The 16,023-nt window shown below is 54.6% G+C and carries 19 protein-coding genes; 9 read left to right on the forward strand and 10 right to left on the reverse strand.

Annotated features, from left to right (window positions below; translation table 11 throughout):
• Positions 1 to 49: 49 nt before the first annotated feature.
• Positions 50 to 667 (reverse strand): trimeric intracellular cation channel family protein, encoded by a 618-nt coding sequence (locus AC1RKG_RS22410; RefSeq protein ID WP_020837649.1) that lies wholly within the window; start codon positions 665 to 667, stop codon positions 50 to 52.
• A 294-nt stretch (positions 668 to 961) separates the two neighbouring features.
• Between AC1RKG_RS22410 and AC1RKG_RS22415 the strand changes: the two genes are divergently transcribed.
• Positions 962 to 1,396, forward strand: a complete 435-nt coding sequence (locus AC1RKG_RS22415; RefSeq protein ID WP_020837646.1) for a DUF3574 domain-containing protein — start codon at positions 962 to 964, stop codon at positions 1,394 to 1,396.
• A gap of 31 nt (positions 1,397 to 1,427) precedes the next feature.
• On the opposite strand, the gene AC1RKG_RS22420 is transcribed toward AC1RKG_RS22415, so the two are convergent.
• Positions 1,428 to 2,612 (reverse strand): NupC/NupG family nucleoside CNT transporter, encoded by a 1,185-nt coding sequence (locus tag AC1RKG_RS22420; protein ID WP_020837645.1) that lies wholly within the window; start codon positions 2,610 to 2,612, stop codon positions 1,428 to 1,430.
• A 336-nt stretch (positions 2,613 to 2,948) separates the two neighbouring features.
• Here AC1RKG_RS22420 and AC1RKG_RS22425 point away from each other — a divergent pair, with 336 nt between their 5' ends.
• Positions 2,949 to 3,689, forward strand: coding sequence for an SDR family oxidoreductase (locus AC1RKG_RS22425; RefSeq protein WP_122080475.1), 741 nt, complete (start codon positions 2,949 to 2,951; stop codon positions 3,687 to 3,689).
• A gap of 91 nt (positions 3,690 to 3,780) precedes the next feature.
• Here AC1RKG_RS22425 and AC1RKG_RS22430 read toward each other — a convergent pair whose 3' ends face one another.
• On the reverse strand, positions 3,781 to 4,644 hold the full coding sequence (locus AC1RKG_RS22430) for a YicC/YloC family endoribonuclease (RefSeq protein ID WP_020837642.1): 864 nt from the start codon (positions 4,642 to 4,644) through the stop codon (positions 3,781 to 3,783).
• A gap of 126 nt (positions 4,645 to 4,770) precedes the next feature.
• On the opposite strand from AC1RKG_RS22430, the gene rph reads away from it, so the two are divergent.
• Both rph and pyrE read left to right on the forward strand, forming a co-directional pair.
• Positions 4,771 to 5,487 (forward strand): ribonuclease PH, encoded by a 717-nt coding sequence (gene rph / locus AC1RKG_RS22435; RefSeq protein ID WP_493183738.1) that lies wholly within the window; start codon positions 4,771 to 4,773, stop codon positions 5,485 to 5,487.
• 93 nt (positions 5,488 to 5,580) lie between these two features.
• On the forward strand, positions 5,581 to 6,222 hold the full coding sequence (pyrE, locus tag AC1RKG_RS22440) for an orotate phosphoribosyltransferase (protein ID WP_020837639.1): 642 nt from the start codon (positions 5,581 to 5,583) through the stop codon (positions 6,220 to 6,222).
• Positions 6,223 to 6,269: 47 nt separating this feature from the next.
• On the opposite strand, the gene slmA is transcribed toward pyrE, so the two are convergent.
• The 3 genes from slmA to coaBC form a co-directional block, all read right to left on the reverse strand.
• Positions 6,270 to 6,866, reverse strand: a complete 597-nt coding sequence (slmA, locus tag AC1RKG_RS22445; RefSeq protein WP_020837638.1) for a nucleoid occlusion factor SlmA — start codon at positions 6,864 to 6,866, stop codon at positions 6,270 to 6,272.
• A 260-nt stretch (positions 6,867 to 7,126) separates the two neighbouring features.
• Positions 7,127 to 7,585, reverse strand: coding sequence for a dUTP diphosphatase (gene dut / locus AC1RKG_RS22450; protein ID WP_046374864.1), 459 nt, complete (start codon positions 7,583 to 7,585; stop codon positions 7,127 to 7,129).
• Entirely contained in the window at positions 7,563 to 8,780 is a 1,218-nt protein-coding gene (coaBC, locus tag AC1RKG_RS22455; RefSeq protein WP_493183739.1) for a bifunctional phosphopantothenoylcysteine decarboxylase/phosphopantothenate--cysteine ligase CoaBC, read from the reverse strand. Before coaBC ends, dut begins: the two co-directional genes overlap by 23 nt.
• Before the next feature lie 180 nt (positions 8,781 to 8,960).
• Here coaBC and radC point away from each other — a divergent pair, with 180 nt between their 5' ends.
• The 4 genes from radC to mutM all read left to right on the forward strand — a co-directional run bounded on the left by radC (position 8,961) and on the right by mutM (position 11,212).
• Positions 8,961 to 9,644: a RadC family protein gene (gene radC, locus AC1RKG_RS22460; RefSeq protein ID WP_020837632.1), complete on the forward strand. Its 684-nt coding sequence runs from the start codon at positions 8,961 to 8,963 to the stop codon at positions 9,642 to 9,644.
• Between the two features lie 263 nt (positions 9,645 to 9,907).
• Entirely contained in the window at positions 9,908 to 10,144 is a 237-nt protein-coding gene (rpmB, locus tag AC1RKG_RS22465) for a 50S ribosomal protein L28 (RefSeq protein ID WP_004931195.1), read from the forward strand.
• An 11-nt stretch (positions 10,145 to 10,155) separates the two neighbouring features.
• Positions 10,156 to 10,323, forward strand: a complete 168-nt coding sequence (gene rpmG / locus AC1RKG_RS22470; RefSeq protein ID WP_002208990.1) for a 50S ribosomal protein L33 — start codon at positions 10,156 to 10,158, stop codon at positions 10,321 to 10,323.
• 79 nt (positions 10,324 to 10,402) lie between these two features.
• A complete protein-coding gene (gene mutM / locus AC1RKG_RS22475; RefSeq protein WP_122080471.1) occupies positions 10,403 to 11,212 on the forward strand; it encodes a bifunctional DNA-formamidopyrimidine glycosylase/DNA-(apurinic or apyrimidinic site) lyase in 810 nt (269 codons plus the stop codon).
• On the opposite strand, the gene coaD is transcribed toward mutM, so the two are convergent.
• The 3 genes from coaD to waaA are packed head-to-tail and all read right to left on the reverse strand — an operon-like array spanning position 11,213 to position 13,753.
• The gene (gene coaD, locus AC1RKG_RS22480) at positions 11,213 to 11,698 is read right to left on the reverse strand and encodes a pantetheine-phosphate adenylyltransferase (protein ID WP_020837609.1); all 486 of its coding nucleotides are present in this window, start codon (positions 11,696 to 11,698) and stop codon (positions 11,213 to 11,215) included.
• Between the two features lie 3 nt (positions 11,699 to 11,701).
• Positions 11,702 to 12,475 carry a glycosyltransferase family 2 protein gene (locus AC1RKG_RS22485; RefSeq protein ID WP_020837608.1) on the reverse strand — a complete coding sequence of 258 codons (774 nt, stop codon included), beginning with the start codon at positions 12,473 to 12,475 and terminating at the stop codon, positions 11,702 to 11,704.
• Positions 12,476 to 13,753 carry a lipid IV(A) 3-deoxy-D-manno-octulosonic acid transferase gene (gene waaA / locus AC1RKG_RS22490; RefSeq protein ID WP_048762411.1) on the reverse strand — a complete coding sequence of 426 codons (1,278 nt, stop codon included), beginning with the start codon at positions 13,751 to 13,753 and terminating at the stop codon, positions 12,476 to 12,478. It lies immediately after the preceding gene.
• Between the two features lie 125 nt (positions 13,754 to 13,878).
• Between waaA and AC1RKG_RS22495 the strand changes: the two genes are divergently transcribed.
• Positions 13,879 to 14,892 carry a glycosyltransferase family 9 protein gene (locus tag AC1RKG_RS22495; RefSeq protein ID WP_493183740.1) on the forward strand — a complete coding sequence of 338 codons (1,014 nt, stop codon included), beginning with the start codon at positions 13,879 to 13,881 and terminating at the stop codon, positions 14,890 to 14,892.
• 32 nt (positions 14,893 to 14,924) lie between these two features.
• Here AC1RKG_RS22495 and AC1RKG_RS22500 read toward each other — a convergent pair whose 3' ends face one another.
• A complete protein-coding gene (locus tag AC1RKG_RS22500; protein WP_493183741.1) occupies positions 14,925 to 16,022 on the reverse strand; it encodes a glycosyltransferase in 1,098 nt (365 codons plus the stop codon).
• Position 16,023: the final 1 nt, after the last annotated feature.

A 16,023-nucleotide genomic window follows, 5' to 3' on the forward strand; every position in this document is an offset into this window, starting at 1 on the left:
CTTGGAGTCCATCAACAACGGGATTGCCTATGCTGTTATGGTGCCCTTATTAATGATCCGGATGCTGATAGTTAAACACCGGCAGACCCAGCCGAAAGCGCAGAGCAATCAGTCGGGCGCTGAGGCCGGCTACCAAAGTGATGATCACCACCATATTATGTGGCAGGCTGAAGTGTTGCAGACCGATGTACAGCCAGGCGGCGGCGAAGGAGATACCGGCGTAGATTTCTTTCTGGAATACCAAGGGAATGCGGTTGCAGAGCATATCGCGCAGAACGCCGCCGAATACGCCGGTGATCACCGCGGCAATCGCGGCAATGATGGCACCGTGGCCCATGTCCAGCGCGACCTGTGCGCCGATGATTGAAAATACAATCAGCCCAACGGCATCCAACACCAGAAAAAGACGGCGCAGGTGACGCATCAAGGGGGCCAGCCAGGTGGTGACGATCGCGGCAATGGCAACGATAACGATATATTCAGGATGTTTGACCCACCCCAGGGGGAAATGCCCGAGCAACATGTCGCGTACCGAACCGCCACCGATTGCCGTGGCAGAGGCAATAATAATGACGCCAAACATGTCCATTTGGCGGCGGCCGGCAGCCAATGCGCCAGTCATGGCTTCGGCAGTAATACCGATGATATAAAGAATGCTCAATAACATAAGATATTCACAGGGTGGGCGGGAATGAGTGTCATGGTGGCAGGGTAATAGCCGCGAGGACATAGCACCACTGAGTTTTTCTAACCGATGGCAATTCGGATTACTTTAGTTAATCCATTTTTTGTTTTATTTGCTTATCCATTGCCTTTTGTAACCTTATTTTATTCAAGAAAGCATTAGATATTTCGCATTGGTTTCTATTGCTGACTATGCTTTTTGCATGCGATCCCGAGGCCGCTTGGCGGTGAGGGATCTCTGGCTGATGATGGCGTTTACTGAGGAACATGAAGATAAATGAAAGCTACTTCCCTACTGGCGGCGGCTGCCGCTGTGACCATCCTGTTGAGCGGTTGCGTTGCGCCGGTTCAGAACACCGGGCCGCAAAAATCGGCGACCTGCCAGGTTGGCGATCCTATGGTCCAAACTACGCTTTATTTTGGCCTTAATCGCCCTGCGGGGCCAGCGATCGGTGCTGCCGAATGGCAGAGTTTTGTCGATCGGCAAGTGACGCCGCGTTTTAAAGATGGGTTATCGGTATTTGATGCCAAAGGACAGTGGTTGGGTAATGACGGCAAGCTGGCGCGCGAAAACAGCAAAGCGCTGATGCTGATTCATGCGCCGGGCAAGGAAAGTGAAACCCATATTGAGGCATTGCGCAGCAGCTATAAACAACAGTTTGCACAGGATTCCGTGATGCGGGTTGATGCGCCCGTGTGCGTCGCGTTCTGATAAGCTCCCGGCCCGCAGGCCGGGATAGTGTTTACAGTACCAGTCCGGCGATGGCTGCCGAAAGCAGGCTGACCAGCGTGGAACCATAGACCAGCTTCAAACCAAAACGAGAAACCACGTTACCTTGTCGCTCGTTAAGCCCTTTGATTGCCCCGGCGACGATGCCGATAGAGGCAAAGTTGGCGAAAGACACCAGGAATACCGACAGAATGCCCAGGCCGCGCGGTGACAGCTCCGTAGCGATTTTCTTCAGTTCGATCATTGCCACAAACTCATTGGCCACCAGTTTGGTCGCCATAATGCTGCCTGCTCGTAGCGCATCCGGTGCCGGGATACCGATCAGCCAGGCCAGTGGATAGAATACATAGCCCAGGATTTGCTGGAAGCTGATGCCAAACACGGCGGAGAACAGAGCGTTTACCGCTGAAATCAGCGCAATAAAGCCAATCAGCATGGCGGCGATAATCATCGCGATTTTGAAGCCCGCCAGGATGTACTCGCCCAGCATTTCAAAGAAGCTCTGGTCTTCATGCAGCTTGCTCAGTTTCAGTTCGGGTTCATCGTCCAACTGATAAGGGTTGATGATCGACAATATGATAAAGGTGCTGAACATATTGAGGATCAGCGCGGCTACCACGTATTGCGCATCGATCATCGACATGTAGGCACCGACGATGGACATGGATACCGTCGACATGGCGGTGGCTGCCATGGTGTACATGCGACGCGGCGAGATATCGCCGATGATGCCCTTGTAGGCGATAAAGTTTTCAGACTGGCCGAGCACCAGCGTGCTGACGGCGTTGAAAGATTCCAGTTTGCCCATGCCGTTAACCTTGGACAGCAGGGTGCCGACCAGACGGATAATCAGCGGCAGAATGCGGAAATGCTGCAAAATACCGATCAGCGCGGAAATAAAGATAATCGGGCATAACACGCCCAGGAAGATAAACGCCAGCCCGTCTTTACTCATGCCACCAAACACAAAGTCGGAACCCTGTGCGGCGTAGGTCAGCAGCGTTTCAAAGAAACCGGCAACGTGCTTGATGACGCTCAGGCCGCTTTCTGAATGCAGGAAGAAATAGGCGAGTGCGCCTTCAATGACTAAAAGCTGAATTATATAACGCAGGCGGATTTTCTTGCGGTCATTACTGACCAGTAGTGCCAGGGCGATGATCACCACCAGGGCAAAAATAAATTGCAGAATTTGCGGCATAAAGAGTCCGTACGGCTTAACGGGCAGGAAAAAACACATTTAGCCACAGCTCTCCCGGCCTTTCATTACATTACGTGATAATTAGAACAAAATACTTTCGGTAAGCCGGGTAAGTTGCCGATTGTCATCCTCTCTTACTTATCGGCAGTTTTTCATAAATAAATTCAACGCGAATTTCACGGCGAGAGTCGCTTGTGAGCCGGATTTTTACGGCTGTACTATACTTCAGCCTTTGCGATGGCTTATAAATCGCAGGGTTATTTTGGGCTTCACGACACATCGCGACATCCGGTTCTATAAAGGAGGCTTTATGGCCTTTTTGCTGAGGAGAACTGTATGAGCCAGATTTCAGGCAAGGTTGTAATTATTACCGGCGCCAGTAGCGGATTGGGCGAGGCGACAGCTCGCCATCTCGCCGCTCGGGGCGCAACGTTGGTATTGGCAGCGCGTCGCAAAACGCGTCTTGATGCATTGGCGAATGAAATCATCGCGGCCGGGGGTAAAGCGCTCGCGGTAGCGGTAGATGTCACTCACCGTAACGACGTGGAGGCAATGGTCGATGCCGCAATAACGGAATTTGGGCGCGTTGATGTGTTGGTGAACAACGCAGGGTTAATGGCGATAGCCCCGCTGAGCGCCACCCGGGTCGACGAATGGGAACGGATGATCGATATTAACCTCAAAGGCGTGCTGTATGGCATTGCCGCTGCGCTACCGGTGTTTGAGCAACAGCAGAGCGGTCACTTTATCAATGTCGCCTCCGTCGCCGGTCTGAAGGTACTTAGCCCGGGCGGCGCCGTTTACAGCGGCACCAAGTTTGCGGTACGCGCTATCTCCGAAGGCTTGCGTTATGAGGTGGGGGCACATATTCGCACCACCATTATCTGTCCGGGAGCCGTGGATTCCGAACTGAAGCTTGGCACCTCGGACCGGGAAAGCGTGAAGTTCGTTGAGGAGTTTTATCAACAGGCCATCCCGGCGGATTCCGTAGCGCGTGCCATCGCCTATGCCATCGAGCAACCGGCGGAGGTGGATATCAACGAAATTGTTTTGCGGCCAACCCAAGAGCTGTATTAAGCCGCATACCACCGCCGCGCCTTTTCAGGTGCGGTCTTCTGCGCCATAAAAAAAGCCCGCGGGTGCGGGCTTAAACGAATGAAGCAATGTATTACTCGATATTCTGGATCTGTTCGCGCATCTGCTCGATCAACACTTTCAGCTCGATGGCTGAAGTGGTCACTTCGGCATTGATGGACTTGGATGCCAGCGTGTTGGATTCGCGGTTGAACTCCTGCATCATAAAGTCGAGGCGACGGCCCACGGCTTCTTTCTTCTTCAGGATGTTGTGCGTTTCTTTTACGTGAGCTTCCAGGCGATCCAGCTCTTCGGCAACGTCAATACGCTGCGCCATCAGCACCAGCTCCTGCTCCAGGCGGGTGTTTTCCAACTGCACCTGGGCTTCTTCCAGTTTACTGACCAGACGCTCACGCTGCCATTGCAGAATGTTGGGCATTTGGGCGCGAACCTTGATTACTTCAGCGCTCACGCCTTCCAGACGCTGTTCGATCAGCGCTTTCAGTGCGGTGCCTTCGCTTTCGCGAGCAACAATGAAGTCATCCAGTGCACCATCCAGCGCTTGCATCAGCTGTGCGCTGATGGCGTCCAGATCCTGCTCTTGAGCAGACATCACGCCAGGCCAACGCAGGACGTCAATAGGATCGATTTCGCCTTCGTCGCTCTGCATTTTTACCCAGTTGGCGGCTTCAACCAGCTGCTTGGCCAGTTTTTCGTTCAGGATCATCGAGCTTTGCGCGCTCGGATCCAGCTCAAAGCGCAGGTTGCACTCCACTTTGCCGCGGGTCAAACGACCACGAATGCGTTCGCGGATCACCGGTTCCAGGCTGCGGAATTGTTCCGGCAGACGGATGTAGGTTTCCAGATAGCGTTGGTTAACGGAACGCAGCTCCCAAGCTGCGCTGCCCCATTCACCCTTGATTTCTCGCCGAGCGTAGGCTGTCATGCTGCGGATCATTGATGCGTACCCGTAATAGGAAAAGATGGAGCGATTATAGCGTTGGACCTTCGGGCAGGATAGGCATTACGTCACGAAGCCCGTATAATGCGCAGCCAATCGTTGATAAGAAGCCGGAGAGAGCCCATGCGTCCTGCAGGCAGAGCACCACAACAAGTTCGCCCACTGACACTGACCCGTCATTATACCAAACACGCAGAAGGCTCAGTGCTGGTTGAGTTTGGCGATACCAAAGTTTTGTGCACCGCCACGGTAGAAGAGGGTGTGCCGCGCTTCCTGAAAGGTCAGGGCCAGGGTTGGATCACCGCTGAGTACGGCATGTTGCCGCGTTCCACCCACAGCCGTAACGCCCGCGAGGCCGCAAAAGGCAAGCAGGGTGGCCGCACGCTGGAGATCCAGCGCCTGATCGCCCGTTCGCTCCGTGCCGCGGTAGATCTGAAAAAACTCGGTGAGTTCACCATCACTCTCGACTGTGACGTATTGCAGGCCGATGGCGGTACCCGTACCGCGTCCATTTCCGGCGCCTGCGTTGCGCTGGCCGATGCGTTGAATGCGCTGGTGGTCAACGGCAAGCTGAAAGCCAACCCGATGAAAGGGCTGGTGGCGGCGGTTTCCGTCGGTATCGTTAACGGCGAAGCGCTGTGCGATTTGGAGTACGTTGAAGACTCTGCAGCAGAAACCGACATGAACGTGGTGATGATGGAAGATGGCCGTATGATCGAGGTGCAGGGCACCGCCGAGGGCGAGCCGTTCAGCCATGATGAACTGTTGGCGTTATTGGCGCTGGCTCGAGGGGGCATCGATACCATCTTCCAGGCGCAGAAAGCGGCGCTGGCAGACTAATTTTTTAAGGCGACTCAAGAGTCGCCTTTTTTACGCCCGGCGATCGGGCGGCAGTATTAACAGATCTAACCGACCAGACGAGGAGAAGCAGTAATGAAAGCCTATCAGCGCCAGTTTATCGAGTTCGCGCTTAACAAGCAGGTATTGAAATTCGGCGAGTTCACCCTGAAATCCGGCCGCACCAGCCCATATTTCTTTAATGCCGGCCTGTTTAATACCGGGCGTGATCTTGCGCTACTCGGGCGTTTCTACGCTGAAGCTCTGATGGATTCCGGTATTGAGTTTGATCTGCTGTTTGGTCCTGCTTACAAAGGTATCCCGATTGCCACCACCACGGCGGTGGCTTTGGCAGAGCACCATGAGCGCGACGTGCCTTACTGCTTTAACCGTAAGGAAGCCAAGACCCATGGCGAAGGTGGCACGCTGGTAGGCAGCCCGCTACAGGGCCGCGTGATGCTGGTGGACGATGTGATCACTGCCGGTACGGCTATCCGTGAATCCATGGAAATCATCGGTGCCAGCGGCGCAACGTTGGCCGGCGTGCTGATTTCACTCGATCGTCAGGAACGAGGTCGTGCGGATATTTCGGCCATTCAGGAAGTTGAGCGTGACTATCACTGCAAGGTGATTTCCATCGTGACGCTGAAGGATTTGATTGTTTATCTCGAAGAAAAGCCAGAAATGGCGGATCACCTGGCGGCGGTGCGCGCCTATCGTGAGCAGTACGGGGTCTAACTCAGTATCTACGTTACCGGGCGCGTAGAATGCGCCCGGTAACGGGTTTATTGCAGCTGTGCCGCCAGCAGTGGCCAGCGGCCATCGAACTCTTGGGTTGGGCGATAGCGGAATTCAGATCGCACGTAGCGCGACAGCATCCCCTCGCAGAACGCCAGCAGCTGGCTTGCCAGCAGCGTTTCGTCCACGATAAAGCCTTTGCCTTCCCGCAGTTTTCGCTCTTTCAGCACCTGACGCAATTGCGCTTCAATGCGTTCAAACAGCTGGTTGATGCGGCCTTGCAGTCGATCCTGTTCAAACATCAGCGCATGGCCGGTCATGATTCGCGTCAGGCCAGGGTTGCGTTCGGCGAACCCCAATACCAGCAGCAAAATCAGGCGCAGACGGTTAAAGGTCTCTTTTTCATCCTGCAAAATCAGGTTGATGCGCGTTATCAGGCTGTCTTCAATAAACTCGATCAGGCTGTCGAACATCCGTGTTTTGCTGGGAAAGTGCCGGTACAGTGCAGCTTCGGAGACTCCGACGTTAGCGGCAAGTTTAGCGGTGGTAATACGCTGGCTACCGTCGCTGGACTCCAGCATCTGGGCTAATGCCTGCAGTATTTCCTCGCGCCGATTCCTTTTGATATTTTCTTTTTCTGCCATGTCTGATTAGACCCTTGCTAAAACTGCTTAGACTTTCGGAAACCCGGGCACCGGCCGTTGCAGAGAAAGCTCTGTGCGGCTTATGTGATAGCTTTTTTACGATGCTGGGGTCAGCGGCCTTAACGACCTGTATTCTCCGTGCGCCCTGGTGTGCGCTGTAATCGTAGTCGGCCAAATCTTGCCATGGAGCCGTCCTTCTCTCCGGGGTAGCAAGATTTAAGGCGACAATTCCTTGTCGTCGGTCAGGTATCAGGCAGCGCTTAGTGGCGGCCGGAGTGGCCAAAGCCACCGGCACCGCGTTCGCTGCTGTCGAACTCTTCTACCAGATTGAATTCAGCCTGAACTACCGGCACGAACACCATCTGCGCGATACGTTCACCTGGCTCAATAGTGAAGGATTTCTGACCACGGTTCCAGACGGAAACCATCAGCTGGCCCTGGTAGTCGGAGTCGATCAGGCCGACCAGATTGCCCAGTACCACACCGTGTTTATGGCCCAGACCGGAACGCGGCAGGATCACTGCGGCAAGATCGGTGTCGGCAATATGAATAGCCAGGCCCGTTGGCAGCAGCGTGGTTTCACCCGGCGCCAACTCGACAGCGCTGTCCAGGCAGGCACGTAGATCAAGGCCTGCGGAACCTGGGGTGGCGTAGGTCGGTAAAGGGAAGTCCTTCCCGATACGCGGGTCGAGGATTTTAACGTCGATTTTTTTCATCATAACGGCTGACTATCTCGTCTATTAAACGTTGGCCAAGGAGTGCCTTGTCGCTCAGCGGCAGGCGCTTTTCTCCATTCTGCCAAAAAAGGTGCAAGGCATTGGTGTCACTGTTAAACCCATGCTCTGCAAGCGATACATCGTTAGCGCAAATTAAATCCAGTTTCTTACGCGCCAGTTTTTGTCGCGCGTATTCTTCCACATTCTGGGTTTCGGCAGCAAACCCCACGACAAAAGGCCGATTTTTGGTCATCGCGGCGACGCCGGCAACGATATCGGGGTTTTTTACCATTTTGAGGATGATTTCATCACCCTGTTTTTTTATTTTTTCATCGGAAATCTGCTCGGCGCGGTAATCGGCCACGGCAGCGCAAGATATAAAAACATCCTGTTGGCCAGCACTTTGCTGGACCGCCTGCTCCATTTCCAATGCGCTGATCACATCTACACGGGTGACCCACGGCGGCGTCGACAGGTTGACCGGCCCTGCGATCAGCGTGACCTGTGCACCGCGTGCGGCAGCAGCGGCGGCGATGGCAAAGCCCATCTTGCCGGAGCTGTGGTTGCTGATGAAACGAACCGGATCCAGCGCTTCGCGCGTTGGGCCGGCGGTGAGCATAATCTTTAAATGTTTCAGATCTTGCGGTGCGGAGAAATGGCTGTTCGCCAGTTCTACGATTTCCAGCGGATCAAGCATTCGGCCAGGACCAACGTCGCCACAGGCTTGGCTACCGCTGTCAGGTCCCCAGAGCAGCATACCGCGCGCTTGTAGCGTCTGCAGATTGGCCTGGGTGGCGACGGCGCGGTACATCTGCTGGTTCATGGCGGGTGCGGCAGCGATCGGTGCCGCCGTGGCCAGGCAGACGGTGGTCAGCAGATCGTTGGCCATTCCGGCGGCGACGCGCGCCAGCAGATCGGCGGTAGCCGGCGCCAGAATCACCAGGTCCGCCCATTTGCCGAGCTCAATATGGCCCATTGCAGCTTCGGCGGCGGGATCTAGCAGATCGTCCGAGACCGGGTAGCCGGAAACGGCCTGCAGCGTCAGCGGCGTGATAAAGGCTTTCGCCGCGCCTGTCATTATCACACGCACTTCCGCGCCTCTGTCACGCAGGCGGCGTACCAGTTCTGGGCATTTGTATGCGGCGATACCGCCACTGATGCCAAGCACAATATGTTTGCCGGAAAGTCCCGTCATCATGATTGTCCGATTGAATCCGAAAGATGTGCCATTTTAGCATAACCGTCCGACAGGTGAGTGATTCCGCTGCGCCTGCAACGCGTTACATTGTGCTTTGCGCAGCACTTCGCAATGTTATCAAACACCTGTCGTGAGCTGCTTCGCTGCGTGGCATGCTGTGGCGTTTTCGGGAGGGTGTTAATGAGCAGTCAGGTAATCACCCTGTGGCAGGATACATTGGCGCCACGGGAAAAATTGTTGCGTTACGGGGCGTCGGCATTGTCCGATGCGGAGCTGCTGGCCATTTTCCTGCGCACCGGCTTTCCCGGCGTGCACGTTATGCAACTGGCAGAGCAATTATTGGCGCAGTTTGGCTCGCTGTATCACCTGATGTCGGCAGACCATTCGGTTTTTTGCAGTCACAAGGGGCTGGGTAATTCCAGTTATGCCCAACTGCAGGCGATTTCGGAGCTGGCGTTCCGCTTCTTTTCCAGTCATCTGGCACAGGAAAATGCCATGCTCAACCCCAGGATGACCCAGCATTATCTGCAAAGTTTGCTGGCGCACCATGAGCGGGAAGTGTTTTTGGTATTGTTTTTAGACAATCAGCACCGTGTTATTCGCCATCAGGAGATGTTTGCTGGTACCATCAGCAGCGTCGTCGTACACCCGAGAGAAATTGTGCGTGAAGCGTTGAAGGCTAATGCGGCCGCCATTATTCTGGCGCATAATCATCCTTCGGGTAAGGCTGAACCCAGCCACGCCGACCGTTTGATAACTGAGCAAGTGGTTAATGCCTGCCTGTTATTGGAGATCCGAGTGCTCGATCATTTGGTTATAGGTCGGGGTGAATGCGTCTCTTTTGCCGAACGCGGATGGCTTTAAGCGATTTTTTCGCGATCCTTATGGGATCTTTAGCTGTTCGGGACTTGAGCACTTACGCTTCAGAGCGTATACTACGCCACCTTTGAGAATCTTGGGTTTGGCGCAAGAGCCTATCTCAGCAGGTTTCTAACCTGATGTGTGGTTTCTGACCTGATGACGAGAGTCTCCTCAGTATGAAGTTTGCTGAGATGGGCTCTAAAAGCCTGACGAGGCGGCCATACCCTATACGAAGCTCGAGCTGATTTGATTTTTGGAGAATAGACATGTCCCGAGTCTGCCAAGTTACTGGCAAGCGCCCGGTGAGCGGTAACAACCGTTCCCACGCAATGAACGCGACCAAACGCCGTTTTCTGCCGAACCTGCACTCACACCGTTTTTGGGTTGAGGCTGAGAAGCGCTTTGTAACTCTGCGTGTATCTGCTAAAGGTATGCGTGTTATCGATAAGAAGGGTATTGAGACGGTCTTGGCCGATCTGCGTGCCCGTGGTGAGAAGTATTAAGGAACTGAATCATGGCTAAAGGTGTTCGCGAGAAGATCAAGCTGGTTTCTTCTGCTGGTACTGGTCACTTCTATACCACCACGAAGAACAAGCGTACTAAGCCGGAAAAATTGGAACTGAAGAAATTCGATCCAGTTGTCCGTCAACACGTACTGTACAAAGAAGCTAAAATTAAATAATTTTAGTGGATTAATAAAAACCCGGCCTCGGCCGGGTTTTTTGTTTTATAAAGGTAGGAAATCAACGGGAGAGCGCCAGATGCCTGAATTACCAGAAGTTGAAACCAGCCGACGCGGGATTGAACCTTATCTCGTCGGTCACAGCATTCAATATGCGGTGGTGCGGAATGCCCGTCTGCGCTGGCCGGTTTCCGAGCAAATTCTGGCGCTGAGCGACCAACCGGTGCGCAGCGTGCAACGCCGTGCCAAGTATCTGCTGATTGAACTGGACCACGGTTGGATTATCGTTCACCTGGGCATGTCCGGCAGCCTGCGCATGCTGGCAGAGGAAACCGAAGCCGGCAAGCACGACCACGTCGATCTGGTGATCAGCAATGGCATGACACTGCGCTATACCGATCCCCGCCGTTTTGGCGCCTGGTTATGGTGCGAGGATCTGGCGGCCAGCAACGTGCTGGCGCACCTGGGGCCGGAACCGCTAAGCGAAGCCTTTAACGGCGCTTACCTGTACGAAAAGTCACGCAGCAAGCGCACGCTGATCAAACCCTGGTTGATGGATAACAAGTTGGTGGTCGGGGTAGGCAACATCTACGCCAGTGAATCGCTGTTTACCGCCGGGATCTTGCCAGACCGTCCAGCGGGCTCGCTGAGCAAAGCGGAGGCGGAGTTATTGGCGGAGACCATCAAGGCGGTGTTGCTGCGTTCAATCGAACAGGGGGGCACCACGCTGCGCGATTTCCTGCAGTCAGACGGTAAACCGGGTTATTTCGCGCAGGAGTTGCAGGTGTACGGCCGTGCGGGGGAGCCTTGTCGCGCATGCGGCACGCCGATTGAGTCTGCCAAACACGGGCAGCGCAGCACATTTTTCTGCCGTCGCTGCCAGCGCTGATTAGTGTTCGGCGAGCTTTTCGAACAGTGCCTGAGTGACTACGGCCGGCAGGAAAGGTGAGATATCGCCGCCGTGCCGTGCGACTTCCTTCACCAGGGTGGAGGAGATGAACGACCACTCTTCGGAAGGCATCAGAAACACGCTTTCCAATGTCGGCATTAAATGGCGGTTCATGTTCGCCAACTGCAATTCATATTCAAAATCAGAGACCGCACGCAAGCCGCGTACCAGAATATTGGCATTCTGATGGGCGGCAAAGTGTGCCATCAGTTCACTGAACCCCAGCACTTCCACGTTATCCAGGTGCGACGTCACCTGGCTGGCCAAGGCTACGCGCTCATCCAGCGTGAACAGCGGCTTTTTGCTCGGGCTGGCGGCGATGGCCAGGATGACGTGATCGAACATCAAAGATGCGCGTGTCACCAAATCCAGGTGGCCGTTAGTCATGGGATCGAAAGTACCGGGATAAATGGCTTTACGGGTCATGATTCACTTCTCTGAATAGTTGCGGCCCAATGCCCAGAGTGCGGCATATTTATTGAAGGTATATTGCGCGTTGACCACGGCTAACAGCAACCCCTGTTTACCGTCCAGGAAGCCGGCACGCAGCAGCCAGGTTTTGCAAAAGGCGCCAAGGGTGTGGGTCAGTATCGACAGATAGCTGCAGCGCTTGCCGGCCTGGTGGCGTTGAATGGCCCACTCTTCGGCATAACGCAGCTGTTTGCGTTGAAAGGCAAAGAAGTCACGGCAGGTCAGGTGCAGCAGGTCGCCGCTAAGGGGCACCACTTTCGCCCCGTCAGTATTGAGCGACTCGTGCACCAGATTGTCGTTATAGCGATAACGCCGATTGGCATACAGGCGGTTGACGCGATCGGGATACCAGCCGCTGTGGCGCATAAAGCGCCCCAGGAACAGGTTGCGGCGTGCGCAGCTGTAGACCTTATTCTCATCTGGCGCGGCCAGCGCTTGTTCAATCGACTGGCGCAATTCCGGCGTAACGCGTTCGTCGGCGTCAATCATCAAAATATAGTCGTGGCTGGCGTAACTTTGAGCCAGTTGGCGCTGTTTGCCGAAGCCCTGCCAGTCGGTATGGGTGAATACTTTGGCACCCAGGCTTTTGGCAACGGCGACGCTGTCATCCTGGCTGCCAGAGTCGAGCATGATGATTTCGTCTGCCCAGGCAACGGAGTGCAGGCAATCCGGCAGCAGCCCGGCCTCGTTCTTGGCGATAATCACCACCGACAGGCTTTTACGGTCGCTCATTTAATGGCTCCGAGGCGGCAGGTGCGGTTCCAACAGTTGCAGCAGGCGTTGCAGCGCTCCCTGGTTTTGATACAGCACTTCCACCGCGTGGCGGCCGTAATAGCGACGATAGTCTTCATCGGTGAGCAATGTAGCCACTTCCTTGACCAGCGATTCCTCGTCGGTCACGGTGATCAACCCTTCCGCTTGCGACAGTTTGGCGCAAATGTCCTTGAAGTTGAAGGTATGTGGCCCCATCAGCACCGGAATGGCGTGTGCCGCGGCTTCCAGCGGGTTATGCCCGCCGCGTTCCACCAGGCTGCCGCCAACGAAGGCCAGATCGGCAATGCCATACAGCAGCATCAGCTCGCCCATGGTATCGCCGATCACCACCTGAGTGCCGCCGGAAGGGATTTCACCGCTGCTGCGAAGGGTGTAACTGAAACCAGCTTTTTGTACCAGATCTTTGGCCGTCGCGAAGCGTTCCGGGTGGCGAGGCACCAGGATCAACAGCAGGTCAGGGTGTTTCTCCAGCAGTTTTCGGTGTGCAGCCAGCAGAATGCTTTCTTCGCCTTCATGGGTGCTGGTGGCGATCCACACCGGGCGACGCGGCGCCCATTGACGGCGTAATGTGACCGCGCGTGCGGCCAGTTCCGGAGTAACGGAAATATCGAATTTCAGGCTACCGGTAACGGTAAGCTGTGAGCGTTTCAGGCCAAGCTCGATAAAGCGCTCGCCATCTTCCTGATTTTGCGCGGCGATCAGCGTAATACGGCGCAGCATATCGCGGACAAAACCGCCGATTTTTTTATAACCGGCGGCTGAGCGGGCAGAGAGGCGGGCGTTGGCGATCACCAGCGGAATTTGGCGCTGATGCAATGCGTTAATCAGGTTGGGCCACAGCTCGGTTTCCATGATGATGACCAGCTTGGGATTCACTTGATCCAGGAAGCGGCGCATCGAGCCAGGCAGATCGTAAGGCAGATAAACGTGGTGAACGTCTTTACCGAAGGCGGACTGCACGCGTTCTGAACCTGTCGGGGTCATCGTGGTCACAGTAATCGGTAAATAGGGGTAGCGGTGGCGTAGCGCGCGGACCAAGGGGATGGCGGCCAGCGTTTCACCCACGGAGACGGAATGCAGCATGATCCCGCCCGGCACGACTTTACCGGCGCAGAAGCCATAGCGTTCTGCCCAGCGTTTACGGTAGGCTGGAGCTTTGCGGCTGCGCAACAGTAAGCGGAGCCAGATCAGGGGTTGGATAAGGTAGAGTAGTACCTGATATAAACGCAGCAACATTCTATCAATTTCATTTATATGGGTTATTCAGAATAGTACCATAACTGGAAGGGAAAGGCGCTAATTTGGTAACCTTGGGTGTCAGTTTCAGACAACAGGCGAGAGATTTCGCTGATAGGCTTGGAATGAAGAATATTTTAATTATTCGCCGTGACAATATTGGCGATCTTGTTTGTACAACCCCGTTGATCGAAGGGGTGAAAATTGCCTATCCGGACGCCAAACTTTATCTGTTAATCAATAAAGTTAGCCAGGATGTCGTTAAAAATAACCCGCATCTGGAAAAAGTCTTTGTCTATAAAAAAGCAAAGCATAAGGCGAAAAATGAAACCACGCTGGGGGTTTATTTCGAACGGCTGATGATTTTTCTTCAGCTGCGTAAAATAAAATTCGACGCGGCCATCCTGGCCAATCCGGTACCCTGCAAGTACAGCCTGCGATTGGCAAAAATGGCCGGGGCCAGCAATATCATTGGTGCAGATTTAGGCACGCCTGATATTCATCATCCTTTCCGCAAGGCGAATTTCAGCGGAAAACATCAGGTAGAACATACCTTCAGCTACCTCTCGGCTATTACCGAACAATCCATCCCTATCCCGCCGGTGCGGGTGTTTCTGACCGCGGAAGAGCGTCAACAGGCAGCGCAGCGGTTGCAAGCCAGCTTACCGTCGGTCGAGCGGATTTGTGCCGTTCATATCAGCAGCCGCAGTCCTAAGCGGCGCTGGCCGATCGAACGCTATGCTGAAATTATCAATCGCTTACTTGCTGAACCCAACACGGGAGTCCTGATTTTTTGGTCGCCTCAGGGCACGCTGACGCCGGATGATATTGGCGATCAGAAACGGGCCGAGCAACTGTTGGCGCTGTGCCAGAACGAGCGTGTGGCGCTGTACCCAACGGCGTCGGTGCGGGAATTACTGGCCGGTTTTGATTTATGCGACAGGGTGTTGTGCAGCGATGGTGGGCAGATGCATCTGGCTGCCGCGTTGAATAAAGATATGGTGGTGTTCTTTGGCGATACGGATAAAGAATCCTGGCACCCATGGTCCGGCCGCTATCACATTTTGCAGACCGAATCGGGTGACTGTATTGATGTGCCCGTTGATGATGTGTGGGAAAAAATACAGGCGTTCAATTAATTAAAAATAAGGCAGGGTTTCCCCTGCCTTAATTATTTTTTGAGCGATAAATATTGCTGACAAATAGGCTGTAACCCATAGCTCAGCAGCTGTTGGTGATTAATCTCCGGGGGCGAGGCATACATTTCCGCCATTTTTTCCGCCAGCGATTTTTCATTGAGCTCCGCCAATGCGTTTTCCATTCCCGCTTTTTCCAGAATTTCCGCAGGACCGCCCGGGCAACGGGTGCTGACCACCGGCGTATCGCACAGCAGCGCTTCAACCAGTACGTTGCCAAAGCCCTCACTGTCGGAGCTCAGCACCAGCAGGGATGCGTGGCGAATAAACGGGTAGGGATTGGCCTGGAAGCCGAGAAACAGCACGCGCTCGGCAATGCCCAACTGGTTCGCCAGTTGCTTCACCTGTGCGATATGGGATTCGCTGCCGGTGCCGATCAGCGCCAACGGCGCCTGTATACCCGATTGGGCATAGGCTTTCAGCAGGCGATCGTGCCGTTTGTGCGGATGAAAACGCCCAACGTGCACCAGGTAATCTTTGCCCGCCAACTCGCAGGGCTCTGCCGCCTGCTGCTCGATGCTGGCAATGTCGAACGGATTATTGATCACTTCCAGTCTGCTTGGCTGGATCGGCAGGTTCCGCTGTAAATCGTCCCCGACGGCCTTTGATACCGCAACGATATTTCTGCCTTGGTAAACCGCCGCGATTTTTCGCTGTTTCAACCAGCGATCCAGCCCCTTGCGGTGGCCCAGATAAGAGGTTGAAAGGATGCCGTGAATGCAAAACCACAGGCGATCTGACGAGAGCAGTTTGCTGCGGCTGACGATGCGATCGGTTTTATGCAGGTTGGAGAACACCAGATCATAGGTGCCCTGTTGGCGTTCGTTATCTGCGATGGCCTTGTCCAACGCGGCGGCGCGGCGAGACAGCTCGGTCAGTTTACGCCATGGCGAACGGCTGCTGTCCGCCACCACCTGGTAGTGAATGCCGGTAGGGATAGGGTAGTTACAGACATCGCGCAATGAAATCAGGCTGACGTCATTGCCCATTTGCTGCATGCCCTGGCACAGCGTCAGCACCACTTTTTCTGCGCCGCCGCCGGGCAGGCCGTCGATAATCATCAGAATACGCATA

The sequence above is a fragment of the Serratia sp. GW822-FHT06D09 genome (assembly GCF_058799515.1).

What these genes read in the sequence shown, in the direction of transcription:
- AC1RKG_RS22410 (WP_020837649.1), bottom strand. Translation starts at nt 667, where the DNA reads ATGTTATTGAGCATTCTTTATATCATCGGTATTACTGCCGAAGCCATG.
- AC1RKG_RS22415 (WP_020837646.1), top strand. Translation starts at nt 962, where the DNA reads ATGAAAGCTACTTCCCTACTGGCGGCGGCTGCCGCTGTGACCATCCTG.
- AC1RKG_RS22420 (WP_020837645.1), bottom strand. Translation starts at nt 2,612, where the DNA reads ATGCCGCAAATTCTGCAATTTATTTTTGCCCTGGTGGTGATCATCGCC.
- AC1RKG_RS22425 (WP_122080475.1), top strand. Translation starts at nt 2,949, where the DNA reads ATGAGCCAGATTTCAGGCAAGGTTGTAATTATTACCGGCGCCAGTAGC.
- AC1RKG_RS22430 (WP_020837642.1), bottom strand. Translation starts at nt 4,644, where the DNA reads ATGATCCGCAGCATGACAGCCTACGCTCGGCGAGAAATCAAGGGTGAA.
- rph (WP_493183738.1), top strand. Translation starts at nt 4,771, where the DNA reads ATGCGTCCTGCAGGCAGAGCACCACAACAAGTTCGCCCACTGACACTG.
- pyrE (WP_020837639.1), top strand. Translation starts at nt 5,581, where the DNA reads ATGAAAGCCTATCAGCGCCAGTTTATCGAGTTCGCGCTTAACAAGCAG.
- slmA (WP_020837638.1), bottom strand. Translation starts at nt 6,866, where the DNA reads ATGGCAGAAAAAGAAAATATCAAAAGGAATCGGCGCGAGGAAATACTG.
- dut (WP_046374864.1), bottom strand. Translation starts at nt 7,585, where the DNA reads ATGATGAAAAAAATCGACGTTAAAATCCTCGACCCGCGTATCGGGAAG.
- coaBC (WP_493183739.1), bottom strand. Translation starts at nt 8,780, where the DNA reads ATGATGACGGGACTTTCCGGCAAACATATTGTGCTTGGCATCAGTGGC.
- radC (WP_020837632.1), top strand. Translation starts at nt 8,961, where the DNA reads ATGAGCAGTCAGGTAATCACCCTGTGGCAGGATACATTGGCGCCACGG.
- rpmB (WP_004931195.1), top strand. Translation starts at nt 9,908, where the DNA reads ATGTCCCGAGTCTGCCAAGTTACTGGCAAGCGCCCGGTGAGCGGTAAC.
- rpmG (WP_002208990.1), top strand. Translation starts at nt 10,156, where the DNA reads ATGGCTAAAGGTGTTCGCGAGAAGATCAAGCTGGTTTCTTCTGCTGGT.
- mutM (WP_122080471.1), top strand. Translation starts at nt 10,403, where the DNA reads ATGCCTGAATTACCAGAAGTTGAAACCAGCCGACGCGGGATTGAACCT.
- coaD (WP_020837609.1), bottom strand. Translation starts at nt 11,698, where the DNA reads ATGACCCGTAAAGCCATTTATCCCGGTACTTTCGATCCCATGACTAAC.
- AC1RKG_RS22485 (WP_020837608.1), bottom strand. Translation starts at nt 12,475, where the DNA reads ATGAGCGACCGTAAAAGCCTGTCGGTGGTGATTATCGCCAAGAACGAG.
- waaA (WP_048762411.1), bottom strand. Translation starts at nt 13,753, where the DNA reads ATGTTGCTGCGTTTATATCAGGTACTACTCTACCTTATCCAACCCCTG.
- AC1RKG_RS22495 (WP_493183740.1), top strand. Translation starts at nt 13,879, where the DNA reads ATGAAGAATATTTTAATTATTCGCCGTGACAATATTGGCGATCTTGTT.
- AC1RKG_RS22500 (WP_493183741.1), bottom strand. Translation starts at nt 16,022, where the DNA reads ATGCGTATTCTGATGATTATCGACGGCCTGCCCGGCGGCGGCGCAGAA.